The sequence below is a fragment of the Streptomyces taklimakanensis genome, assembly GCF_009709575.1.
Lineage (GTDB): Bacteria > Actinomycetota > Actinomycetes > Streptomycetales > Streptomycetaceae > Streptomyces > Streptomyces taklimakanensis.
In genome coordinates this window covers 3658534-3670306 of the sequence record NZ_WIXO01000001.1, presented here as the reverse complement: position 1 = coordinate 3670306, position 11773 = coordinate 3658534, and the positions used below count along the sequence as shown (strand labels likewise).

Below are 11773 nucleotides of genomic sequence, written 5' to 3'. Positions count from 1 at the left end.
GATTGTCAGTGGGGACTCGTACGGTCGTCCACATGGTGCACCGCACAGAGAGCGAGCCTTTGTTTCCGTTCGGTGAGAAAAACGGTCTGAGCAGCGACGAGAACCACGCGTCCGTATGGGGAGGGCGAGGAACGCATGAGCGCAGGGGCAGCGCGTTGGGCGTCGGAACAGGTGCTGGCACTGGCGCCTGACGCGGCGTCCGCGAAGGCCGGTGCGAAGCTGGCCGCGCCCGGCCCCTGGTCCGGGACGGGCGCGGGGAACGGTGCGGTGTGGGGTCTGTGCAGGGGCAGCGGCAGCAAGCCCTACCTGACGGTGGTGGACGTCGCGGGCGGCAGCGCGCCGGGGTACCGGTGCAGTTGTCCCAGCCGGAAGTTCCCCTGCAAGCACGCCCTGGGATTGCTCCTGCTGTGGGCGGCCGACGGGGACGCGGTGCCGGAGGCGCCCGGGTCCGTGCCGGACTGGGCCGACCAGTGGCTCTCCGGGCGCCGACGGCGGGAGGAGGGGAAGGAGAAGAAGGAGGCCGCCGCCCGCGACGGGGAGCGGGCGGCGGCCCCCGCCGACCCGGAGGCGGCGCGTCGCCGTGCCGAGCGACGCGCCGCGCGGATCGCGGCGGGCGCCGGCGAGCTGGAGCGGCGGCTGGCGGACTTGCTGCGCGGTGGGCTGGCGGGCGCCGAGCAGGCGGGGTACGCCGCCTGGGAGGAGACGGCGGCGCGCATGGTGGACGCCCAGGCGCCGGGGCTGGCCGCACGGGTGCGGGAGCTGGGGGCCGTCCCCGGCTCCGGCCCCGGCTGGCCCTCCCGGATGCTGGAGGAGTGCGCCCTGCTGCACCTGCTCGACCGGGGGTTCCTGGGCCTCGACGGGCTGCCGGAGCCGCTGGCCGCGACCGTGCGGTCCCGGGTGGGCCTCACCACGGAGGTCGCCGCGCTCCTCGCCGATCGCGACGCGCTCGTGCGCGACCACTGGCTGGTACTGGGGGGACACGAGTCGGAGGAGGGGAAGGTGACGGTCCGCCGCTTCTGGCTCCGGGGGCGGCGCACGGGACGCATGGCGCTGGTGCTGTCGTTCGGCGCGGGCGGGCGTCCCCCGGAGCTCGCCCTGCCGGTGGGCACCCGCGTCGACGCCGACCTCGCCTACTACCCGGGCGCCCCGGCGCTCCGCGCCGCCCTCGGGGAACGGCACGCGGCGCCCGAGCCCGAGGACGCGCCGCCGCCGGGGGCGGGCGTGCGCGGCGGGCCGGCCTCCTACTCCGTCGCGTTGCGCGAGGATCCGTGGCTGGACGCCTGGCCGGTGGTTCTGTCGGACGTGGTGCCCGTGCCCGACGGGGAGGGGTGGCAGTTGGCCGACGCCGGGGGCGACGCCGCGCTGCCGGTGGTCGGCACGGCGGGCGCGCGTTCCCGGATGTGGCGGCTCGCCGCCGTCTCCGGTGGTGGTCCCGTCACGGTCTTCGGCGAGTTCGGCCACCGGGGTTTCGTCCCCCACACGGTCTGGTCGGGCGCCGCGCCGGCCACGGCGGTGCCCCTGACCGCGGCGGGCACCGGGGGAGGTACGCGATGAGTTGGGGCGAACTGGTCGGCGCGGCCCTGTTGGGCGCCGAGCGGCGCACGCCGCCCGGCGGCTCGGTCGAGGCGCTGCTGGACGCCGCCGCGGTGGAGACGGTGCGCCGGCGAGCCGGTCTGCGCCCCGCCGTCGCGGCGCGGCGGCCGGAACCGGCTCCCGATGATCCGCGTCCGCCGCTGCCGCCGGCGGCGGCGCGGCGGCTGGCCCTGCTGCTCACCGACCGCCCCGGCACGGGCGGCGGCGGGCGCCGGGGCATCGCGCCCGACCTCGCCGAACTGCTGCCGCAGTGGCTCGCCGCCGCCAACGCCCACGGCTACCGGGCACCGGCCGAGCGGCTGCCCGACCTGCTGGACGCCGCCCGCGCGCGGACGGACCTGCGGGGCCGGGCGCTGACGTTGGGCGGGCCTCGGGCGCTGTGGCTGGCACGGCTCAATCCGGACTGGGGGTTCGCGCTGCGCGGCGGGTCCGGCCGTGCCGCCGGACTGCCGGTGGACGGCACCGGCGAGCCGGACGAAGCCGCCGTACGGCTCCGGTGGGAGGAGGGGCTGTTCGCGGAGCGGTCCGCGCTGTTGCGGGCCCTGCGGCGGCACGATCCGGCGGCGGCCCGCGAGTTGCTGGCCGGCACCTGGCCCACGGAGCGCGCCGAGGACCGGCTGATGTTCCTGGACTCGCTGCGCGAGGGCCTGTCGGGGGGCGACGAGGAGTTCCTGGAGCGGGCGCTGACCGACCGCAGCCGCAACGTCCGGGTCACCGCCGCCGAGTTGCTGTCGGCGCTGCCGGGTTCGGGGTTGGCGGCGCGGATGGCGGCCCGGGCCCGCTCCTGCGTCGCGTTGGACCGCACCGGCGAGCCGGACCGGCTGGTGGTCGAGGCGCCGCACGAGTGCGACGCGGGCATGCGGCGCGACGGCGTGGTGCCGGATCCGCCCCCGGGCCGGGGCGAGCGCTCCTGGTGGCTGGCCCAGGTGGTGGAGGCCGCGCCGCTGGACTGCTGGCCGGAGCATCTGGGGGGTCGGACGCCCGTGCGGATCGCGGCGCTGTCGGTCGCCGACGGCTGGGCGGCGGATCTCCACGAGGCGTGGGCCCGGGCCGCCGTGCGGCAGCGGCACGCCGAGTGGGCGCGGGCGCTGTTGGGGAAGCCCTCCGCCTCGCCGGCGGCGGCCCCCGGCGATCCGGCGAAGCTGCTGACCGTGCTCCCGGAGGGGGAGCGGGCCGAGTGGGTGGCGGAGTTCATCGCGGCCCACGGCCTGTCCGAGGCGTTCAGGGTGCTGGGGGTGTGCGCGGTTCCCTGGGCCGAGCCGCTGGGGCGGGCCGTGGTGGACGCGCTGGAGATCGCCCGGGACGCGGGCAGCTACCCGTGGAGCTTCAGCGGGGTGATGGGCCTGGCCGAGCGCTGTCTGGATCCGGCCCTGGCCGACCGTCTGGCGCCGCTGGCCGCCGTCCCGGACGAGTCCGAGGGCGGTTCGCCGGGCGCGGGCGGCTACTGGTCGGAGGCGTTCCAGCGGCTCGTGGCCACGCTCCGGCTCCGCGCCACGATGCTGCGGGAGCTGGAGCCGGAGGCGGGCGGCGCGCCCGCCGGGGGACGGGCCGCCGCAGGGCCGGTGTGAGCCGGCCGGGGCCCGGGAGCGCCTCGGACGGCGGGCGTTCCCGGGCCCCGGACGGCGTCGTGTCACATCGACGCCGTGACCGCTCTCAGGCCGCCACCGAGCCGACGTGGGAACGCACCCACTCCACCACGTCGCCGGTCGGCGCGCCGGGGGTGAAGATCTCGGCGACGCCCTGGGCCTTGAGCGGCGCGATGTCGTCCTCGGGGATGATGCCGCCGCCGAAGACCTTGATGTCCTCCGCCTCACGCTCGCGCAGCAGCTCCAGCACCTTGGTGAAGAGCGTGTTGTGCGCGCCGGAGAGGATGGACAGGCCGATCGCGTCGGCGTCCTCCTGGATCGCGGTGTCCACGATCTGCTCGGGCGTCTGGTGCAGGCCGGTGTAGATGACCTCCATACCGGCGTCGCGCAGCGCCCGCGCGATCACTTTGGCGCCGCGGTCGTGGCCGTCGAGACCCGGCTTGGCGATCACCACGCGGATCGGACCCGACACACCCATCACTGCCTCCCAAAACGACTGCGGCCCGGACCGCCCGTCCGGCCGTATCCGGCGGGCGGCCACTCGGTGAACGAACGTTATCCCCAGCATCCCGCACCCGGCAGTACCCCGCCGCGGAGGGAGTGGGAAATCACACGCCGGTGGCGCGGCGCCGCCCGTCCCGTCCCCCGCCGAAAGGCGGCGCGCCCGGCGAACGGTCGCATCAGGCACGTCCCCGGGGGGCATACGAACGGTACGTACGTGTCGGGCGTGCCGGGGAGGTGCCACCGCCGATGAGGGTCACCAGGGCACTGCCCTTCGCCTCCGCCTCCTCCCTCGGAGCCCTGCCGCTGTCCCTGATCCCCCTCGCGCCGCGCGAGGTGCGGGCCGCCGCCCTGGAAGCCGCTTTCCTGGCCGGACGCACCCTGCTCTACCCCGCCGGAATGGCCCAGGAGCGGTACGTCCCGCCGCCCGCGACCGACCGCGACGGCGGCCGGCGGTGCCCGGCCGGGCGGCCGGGCGGGGCGGGCCGGGACGGGACGGGCGGCCGCGGCCGGCACCGTCGCCCGCCCGTCCTCCTGCTGCACGGTTTCGTCGACAACCGATCGGTCTTCACGCTGCTGCGCCGCTCCCTGGTCCGCAACGGCTGGGAGGATGTCTGCGCGTTCAACTACTCCCCTCTGACCTGCGACATCCGTTGCGCGGCCGAACGCCTGGCGGAACATGTCGAGAAGGTCTGCGAGAGCTCCGACAGGCGGCGCATCGACGTGGTGGGGCACAGTCTGGGCGGCCTGATCGCCCGTTACTACGCGCAACGCATGGGTGGGGACGCCCGGATCCGTACCCTGGTGACGCTCGGCACCCCGCACACGGGCACGCGCGTGGCCCCCCTGATGTCGGCCCATCCCGTCGTCCGTCAACTGCGTCCGGGCTCCGAGGTGCTCGAGGAGCTCACCGGTCCCGCGCCGGGCTGTCGGACCCGCTTCGTCGCCTTCTGGAGCGACCTCGACCAGTTGATGCTCCCCGTCGAGTCGGCCCGGTTGGACCACCCCGATCTGGACGTCCGCAATGTGCGCGTGCGCGGTCTGGGGCACCTGGCCCTCCTGGCCCACCCGGAGGTCGCCGCCGGGGTTCGCAGGGAACTGGCCGCCGGAGCGCGGCGGCACCGCGCCACCGGGGGGCCGGGGCCGGCGGGGAGGTCCGCCGGCGCCGCCTGACGGCCTGTGGTCCGGCGCGCCGCGGCACGCCGGGCGTTTCGGGTGGAAAATCCCGCGCCTCCAAGGAATCCACCGAAGCCCTTCACATTTCTTCACGGTGCCGTTGTGCCGCCCGGAGCCTTTTCGGCCCTCTTCGACATCCCAAGAAATCGAACGCATATCGAACGCCCGGCCAATTACTGGTCTGTAGTCCGCCGAAAGGCGCTCGAATGCCCGTTTCCAGGGGGCTCGAAACCTGCCGAAGATTGTCGCCGTCGCGTACCGCCGGGTACAGTCGCCGCACTGCTCCGCCCCTGTCGCCGAGGCGAAAGAGAAGTTGGTGGTGAACGACCGTCACCCGTCGGGAGACCCAGTCCCCGCCGACCCCACTGCCGACCCCACCGTCGACGCCTCGTACGGCCCCTACGGCTCCCCCTACGACCACCAGTCCTACGGCCACCAGGCCCCTCAGGACACGTCGTACGGCTACACCACCGGGACTTTCGACGCCCTCGGAGGCGCGTACGGCAACGACCCGCTCTTCGGTCCGCTGCCCGGCGACGCCCCCGAGGCGACCGCGTCCGGCGCCACCGGTCCGGGGATCGCCCCGGACACCTCCTGGGGCGGCGACACCGGCGCCCACCCGACCTACGGCGGCTACGACGGGGGCTACGACGGCCACTCCACCGCCGCCTGGGCCCACGTCCCGACCCCGTCGGGACACCCGCAGGAGACGGCCGGCTACGGCTGGTCGGAGACGGGCACCGCCCACGGCACGGACGCCCCCGCCGGCGCGCACCCGGCCTACGACGGCCGTTCCGCCGGCGCCTGGGACGACTCGGGCGCCTACCCCGCCGCGCACCACCCCGAGACCCACGACGCCCACCCCCCGGCCGACTCGGACGGATACGGCTTCCCCACCGGGGAGTTCTCCCCCGGGGACTTCGCCGAGGGCTTCTCCACCCAGGAATTCTCCACCCAGGAGTTCTCCGCCCAGGAACTCCCCGCCCCGGACACCGAGGGCTTCGACGCCCGGGACGATCGGCACACCGCCGACGCCCCGAACGCCACCGGGAGCGGCACACCGGACCCCTCCGAGGGGCACGACGCCTCCCACGGTTCCGACGGTTCCGACGATCCCGAGGCCCCCGGCGGACCCGCCGGGCACCACGACCGGGCCGAGGAGCCCGGCGCCCCCGTCCCCCCGGCGCGTTCCGGGGGCTCGCGCCGGCGCCGCTCCGCCCGGCCCAAGCGCTCCGCACTCCTCACCGTCGCCGTGCCGTCCGTCTGCGTCATGGGGGTCACCGCGGTGGCCGCCGCCTCCGTCAGCGGCGTCGGTGAGGACACCGACGACACCACCCAGGCCGCACCCGACACCTCCTCCGTCAAGATCAGCGCGGCCAACAGCAAGCTCGACACCCAGATCGCCGGGCTCTCCGACAAGGCCGAGAGCTTCGCCGACCGCGCCAGCCGCACCCAGGAACGCATCGACCTCAAGGAGCGTCAGGAGGCCGAGCGCAAGCGCAAGGCGGCCGAGGCCGCGCGCCGGGAGGCCCTGCGTCCCAAGTTCGCGCTGCCGGTCGCCCAGCACGGGCTCAGCGCCTACTACGGACAGGCGGGCATCAACTGGGTGTCGCTGCACACGGGCATCGACTTCCCCGTCGCCTACGGCACCCCCGTCATGGCCGCCACCGACGGCACGGTCCGGACCCAGTCGCACAGCGCCTACGGCAACATGGTGATAGTGACCGCGCCCGACGGGACCGAGACCTGGTACTGCCACCTGAGCAGCGCCCGGATCCGCTCGGGCTCCGTCAAGGCCGGCGACATCATCGCCTACTCGGGCAACTCCGGTAAGTCCACCGGTCCGCACCTGCACTTCGAGGTCCGGCCCGGCGGAGGGGCGGCCATCGACCCGCTCTCCTGGCTCCGTTCCAAGGGTCTGGACCCGACCTGACCCGACCTGCCCCGATCTGACCCGACCCGATCTGCCCCGAGCCGGTCCGGCCCCGTGCGTCGGCCGACGCACGGGGCCGGACCGGACCGACCGCTCGGGGAGCGCTCAGAGCTTCTCCACCGGCGCGTACCGCAACAGCAGCCGCTTGGGCTTCTCACCGCCGAAGTCGATCGTCGCCTCGGCGTTGTCCCCGCTGCCCTTCACCGCCACGACCCGGCCGAGTCCGAAGCTGTCGTGCGTCACCCGGTCCCCCACCTCCAGCGACACCACCGGGCGTTCCTTGGCCCGGCCCGTGGCGAAGCCGCTCGGGCCCCGGCGCCGCGCCGCGGGGCCGGCCGGGGGGAACGAGGACGACAGCGACGAGGAGACCGACGAGGACGCGGACCGCGCGGAGCCCGACCCGCCCCCGGCCCCCGCGCCGGCCATCGGACCGGTGCGCCGCCACTCCAGGTACTGTTCCGGGATCTCCTCCAGGAACCGGGAGGGCGGGTTGTAGGAGGGCTGCCCCCAGGCGCTGCGCATCGCGGAGCGCGTGAGGTAGAGCCGCTCGCGCGCCCGTGTGATGCCGACGTACGCCAGCCGCCGCTCCTCCTCCAGCTCCTTGGTCTTCCCCAGGGTGCGCAGGTGCGGGAAGACGCCGTCCTCCATACCGGTCAGGAAGACCACCGGGAACTCCAGGCCCTTGGCCGTGTGCAGCGTCATCAGCGTGACGACGCCGCCGTTCTCGGCGTCCTCGTCCGGGATCTGGTCGGAGTCGGCGACCAGCGCCACCTGTTCCAGGAACTCCGCGAGCGTGCCGGTGGCGGGGGCGGTCTCTCCGGCGCCGTCGGCGGCACCCTCCTCCGGGCCGTCGGCTCCGGGGGAAGCGCCGCGTTCCTGTTCGAACTCCAGGGCGACGGCCGCGAGTTCCTGGAGGTTCTCCACCCGGGTCTCGTCCTGCGGATCGGTGGAGGACTGGAGTTCGGCGAGGTAGCCGGTGCGCTCCAGGACGGCCTCCAGCACGGTCGCCGGGCCGGCGCCCGACTCCACGATCGTCCGCAGCTCGTCCATCAGGGCGTTGAACCGCTTGACGGCGTTCACCGAGCGGGCCGCCATGCCGTACGCCTCGTCGACCCGGCGCAGCGCCTGCGGGAAGGTGATCCGCTCGCGCAGCGCCAACGCCTCGATCATCGCCTCGGCACGCTCGCCGATGCCGCGCTTGGGCACGTTGAGGATGCGGCGCAGCGGCACCGAGTCCTCGGGGTTGGCCAGCACCCGCAGGTACGCCAGGATGTCCCGGACCTCCCGGCGCTCGTAGAAGCGCACCCCGCCGACGACCTTGTAGGGCAGGCCGACGCGGATGAAGACCTCCTCGAAGACCCGGGACTGCGCGTTGGTTCGGTAGAAGACGGCGACGTCGCCCGCCTTCGCCTTCCCCTCGTCCGTCAGCCGGTCGATCTCCTCGGCGACGAACTGCGCCTCGTCGTGCTCGGTGTCGGCGACGTAACCGGTGATGCGGGAGCCGGTCCCGGCGTCCGTCCACAGGTTCTTCGGGCGGCGGTTCTCGTTCCGCTCGATGACGGCGTTGGCGGCCGAGAGGATGGTCTGCGTGGAGCGGTAGTTCCGCTCCAGCAGGATGGTGGTGGCGTCCGGGTAGTCCTCCTCGAACTGGAGGATGTTGCGGATGGTGGCGCCGCGGAACGCGTAGATGGACTGGTCGGCGTCGCCGACCACGCACAGCTCGGCGCGCGTGACCCCGCCCCCGTCGTCCCCGGACTCGCCGTCCACGCCCACCAGCTCCCTGATCAGGGTGTACTGGGCGTGGTTGGTGTCCTGGTACTCGTCGACCAGCACGTGGCGGAAGCGGCGGCGGTAGTGCTCGGCGACGTCGGGGAACGCCTGGAGCAGGTGCACCGTCGTCATGATGATGTCGTCGAAGTCCAGGGCGTTGGCCTCGCGCAGCCGCGCCTGGTACATCGCGTACGCCTCGGCCAGTGTCTTCTCGAAGCCGTCGCTCGCCCGCGCCGCGAAGTCCTCCTCGTCGACCAGCTCGTTCTTCAGGTTCGACACCTGGGCGCTGAACGACTTGGGCGGGAAGCGCTTGGGGTCCAGCTCCAGGTCCCGGCAGACCAGGGCCATCAGCCGTCGCGCGTCGGCGGCGTCGTAGATGGAGAAGCTGGAGGTGAAGCCGAGCCGCTTGCTCTCGCGGCGCAGGATGCGCACGCACGCGCTGTGGAAGGTGGAGACCCACATCGCCCGCGCGCGGGGCCCCACCAGCTCCTCGACGCGTTCCTTCATCTCGCCCGCGGCCTTGTTGGTGAAGGTGATCGCGAGGATCTGTCCGGGGTGCACGCCGCGCGCGCCCAGCAGGTGGGCGATGCGGTGGGTGAGCACCCGCGTCTTGCCCGAGCCGGCGCCCGCGACGATCAGCAGGGGCGAGCCGGTGTGCGTCACGGCCGCGCGCTGCTGCTCGTTCAGGCCCTCCAGCAGGGCGGCGGGGTCGACGACGGGCCGCGCCGCGCCGTCCCGGTAGTGGGTGTCGCGCACGCCACCGCCCGTGAGGGCGCCCGCGAAGAGGTCGTCCGGGACCTCCTCCGGCGGCGCGGACTCCTCCTCCGGCGGAGGCGGCGGCTCCTCTTCCCCGGAGGGTTCGAGGTCGGCCAGGAAACTGTCGTCGAAGAGGCTGCTCATCGTCGTACGAGTCTAGGCCGCATCCTTCGGCGCGGGGACGGCCCACTCCTAAGATGGCGGGCATGACGGACCTTCCCGCCCACCGCCCCGGCTCCGAACTGCGCGCGGGCCACGCCGACCGCGAAGAGGTCGCCGAGCGGCTCCGCGAGGCCGCCGGCGACGGCCGGATCGACCTGGAGGAACTGGAGGAACGGCTGGAGAAGGCCCTCACCGCCAAGACGTACGGCGAGCTGGACGCGCTCACCGCCGACCTGCCCGCCCCCGGAACGCCCGGCCGTCCCGCACCCTCCGCACCGCCCTCGGGGGAGCCGCTCGTGCTGAAGACGGTGGCCGGGGACATCAGACGGACCGGTTACTGGGTGGTGCCGGAGAAGATCGTCGCCAAGAACACCCTGGGGCAGATCAAGCTCGACTTCACCCGGGCCGAGTGCCGGCACCGCGAGGTGCACCTGGAGATCGACGCGGGGATGGGCGAGGTCCGGATCGTCGTGCCGCGCGGCTGGTCCGTCCACACCGACGGGCTGAGCACCGGGCTCGGCTCGGTGCGGAACCGGGCCACCGAACCGCCCGCGCCCGGCACGCCGGTTCTGCGGATCACCGGCAGCGCCAAGGCGGGGACGGTCGTGGTGCGGTATCCGTTCCGCCGGCCCGGCCGCCGCGCCGACGGCTGACGGTCGCGCCCACGCGGGGCCGGGGCCCTGCCGGCGGCGCCGGTACGGGCCCCTCCCGTGCGTCCGGCGAACCCCGCGGGTGTCCTTCCGGCGCGTGGAGCCCCCGGCCGCGCTCACGGCCGGGGGCTCCACGCGGTCCCGCGGACCGGGCCCGCTCAGGTCCACATGGTGGCGATGAAGATGTTGGCGACGGTCAGCAGGCCGATGGTGCCGAAGACCGGCGCGGGCACCTTCTCCTCGTCGCGCTTGACGTAGACCAGGGCGAGGACGACCACCAGCACCGCCAGCTTCACGCCGATCTTGACGTGGTCGACCGTCTGGTCGTCCGCCTCGTTCAGGCCCACCAGGGCCACGCCCGTCACCAGCATGGTGAGGGCGCCGTGCAGCATCGCCGGGACGATGCGCGCCTCGCCGGCGCCCATCGCCTTCATCTGGGTCATGAATCCGCCGAGCAGAGCGCCGATGCCCACGATGTGCAGGCCGACGAAGAAGTGGGTGAGTGCCTCCATGGACGCGAGGGTAGCCGGGGCTCGCTCCCGCCCCTCCGGTAGGGCCCGGCCCACGGGCCCGCCCTCCTCCCGTACCTCCGCGGGGTGCCGCCCCCTTCCTCTCCGCTTGTTGTCAACACTCGATCGAATGTAGTACTTCTTATACATGAGCGAGCAAGTGCACAACAGGTTGTCCATGGTGCGCGCTGAGCGGAAGGTGTCCCGGCAGCGACTGGCCGAAGCGGTCGGCGCCCACTACCAGACCATCGGCTACATCGAGCGCGGCGAGTACAACCCGAGCCTGCACCTGGCCCTGCGGATCTCCGCCTTCTTCGACCTGCCGGTCGAGGCGCTGTTCTCGTTGGAGCCGTTCCGCCCGCTCACCGACGAGGTCTACGGGAGGCACTCATGACGAAGACCGCCACGCACCGCGACCGGCGCATGCTGGCCCTGATGAACGACGACCGCCATCGGGGCCTGTACGCCACCCGCGCCCGCCGCCGGGGCCTCGTCACCGCCCACGTCGCCCTGTCCGCCGCTCTCCTGGGAGCCCTGTGGGCCCTCCCGGGCGACCACGGGTGGCCGCTGTACGCGGTGCTGCCGGCACTGCTGGTACTGCTGGCGGTGTGGTGCACGATCACGGGCGCGCTGAACCTCGCCACCCGCGGGCTGTTGGAGCTGCGCGCCCGGGTGCTGGACGAGCGGCAGCTCGCCGACCGGGGTCGCGTCCTCGCCGTCGCGCACCGGGCCTCGCTCGCCCTCCAGCTCGCCGTGTTGTTCGGCCTGTACCTCGCGCACGCACACGGTGACGCGCGGCTCTCCGTCCCGTTCCTGTTGGGCACCCTGTTCGCCCTGCTGGTGGCGCACTGGCTGCTGCCGCTGTGGATCGCCACCCTGACCGCGCCCGACGACCCCGCGGACGACGTGGTGGACGAGCTTCCCTGACCCGACGCCCGGACCGGACCGACGTCCGCCCCCGGCGGGACCACGCCGGCCCACGCGTTCACCCGTTCGGGTGTTCGTCCCGTCCTCCGATTCCGGTCCGCCCGGGACGTTCCGGACGCGCCCCGTGACACGGCCCCCGCCGCACCACCAGCCACGCCGGTGCGGCGGGGGCCGTGTCCGTACCCGCCCCGACCGCCCCGCCTCCCCCTC

At 74.2% G+C, this 11773-nt stretch carries 10 protein-coding genes; 7 read left to right on the top strand and 3 right to left on the bottom strand.

The window, feature by feature from the left end:
* Positions 1–135: 135 nt before the first annotated feature.
* Positions 136–1554 carry an SWIM zinc finger family protein gene (locus F0L17_RS16370; protein ID WP_155071662.1) on the top strand — a complete coding sequence of 473 codons (1419 nt, stop codon included), beginning with the start codon at positions 136–138 and terminating at the stop codon, positions 1552–1554.
* Positions 1551–3161, top strand: a complete 1611-nt coding sequence (locus tag F0L17_RS16365; RefSeq protein WP_155071661.1) for a DUF5691 domain-containing protein — start codon at positions 1551–1553, stop codon at positions 3159–3161. The genes F0L17_RS16370 and F0L17_RS16365 overlap by 4 nt, the downstream gene beginning before the upstream one ends.
* 85 nt (positions 3162–3246) lie before the next feature.
* Here F0L17_RS16365 and F0L17_RS16360 read toward each other — a convergent pair whose 3' ends face one another.
* Positions 3247–3657, bottom strand: coding sequence for a coenzyme B12-dependent isobutyryl CoA mutase small subunit (locus tag F0L17_RS16360; protein ID WP_155071660.1), 411 nt, complete (start codon positions 3655–3657; stop codon positions 3247–3249).
* A gap of 272 nt (positions 3658–3929) precedes the next feature.
* On the opposite strand from F0L17_RS16360, the gene F0L17_RS16355 reads away from it, so the two are divergent.
* Positions 3930–4853 carry an esterase/lipase family protein gene (locus tag F0L17_RS16355; protein WP_155071659.1) on the top strand — a complete coding sequence of 308 codons (924 nt, stop codon included), beginning with the start codon at positions 3930–3932 and terminating at the stop codon, positions 4851–4853.
* A gap of 322 nt (positions 4854–5175) precedes the next feature.
* Positions 5176–6789 carry a peptidoglycan DD-metalloendopeptidase family protein gene (locus F0L17_RS16350; protein ID WP_338018106.1) on the top strand — a complete coding sequence of 538 codons (1614 nt, stop codon included), beginning with the start codon at positions 5176–5178 and terminating at the stop codon, positions 6787–6789.
* Between the two features lie 105 nt (positions 6790–6894).
* Here F0L17_RS16350 and pcrA read toward each other — a convergent pair whose 3' ends face one another.
* On the bottom strand, positions 6895–9459 hold the full coding sequence (gene pcrA / locus F0L17_RS16345; protein WP_155071657.1) for a DNA helicase PcrA: 2565 nt from the start codon (positions 9457–9459) through the stop codon (positions 6895–6897).
* 62 nt (positions 9460–9521) lie between these two features.
* On the opposite strand from pcrA, the gene F0L17_RS16340 reads away from it, so the two are divergent.
* On the top strand, positions 9522–10130 hold the full coding sequence (locus F0L17_RS16340; RefSeq protein WP_155071656.1) for a DUF1707 SHOCT-like domain-containing protein: 609 nt from the start codon (positions 9522–9524) through the stop codon (positions 10128–10130).
* Positions 10131–10285: 155 nt separating this feature from the next.
* Here F0L17_RS16340 and F0L17_RS16335 read toward each other — a convergent pair whose 3' ends face one another.
* Entirely contained in the window at positions 10286–10639 is a 354-nt protein-coding gene (locus F0L17_RS16335; protein WP_155071655.1) for a hypothetical protein, read from the bottom strand.
* A 145-nt stretch (positions 10640–10784) separates the two neighbouring features.
* On the opposite strand from F0L17_RS16335, the gene F0L17_RS16330 reads away from it, so the two are divergent.
* Together F0L17_RS16330 and F0L17_RS16325 are read left to right on the top strand one after the other, a co-directional pair.
* On the top strand, positions 10785–11030 hold the full coding sequence (locus F0L17_RS16330; protein ID WP_155071654.1) for a helix-turn-helix transcriptional regulator: 246 nt from the start codon (positions 10785–10787) through the stop codon (positions 11028–11030).
* Positions 11027–11563: a hypothetical protein gene (locus F0L17_RS16325; protein ID WP_155071653.1), complete on the top strand. Its 537-nt coding sequence runs from the start codon at positions 11027–11029 to the stop codon at positions 11561–11563. The genes F0L17_RS16330 and F0L17_RS16325 overlap by 4 nt, the downstream gene beginning before the upstream one ends.
* Positions 11564–11773: the final 210 nt, after the last annotated feature.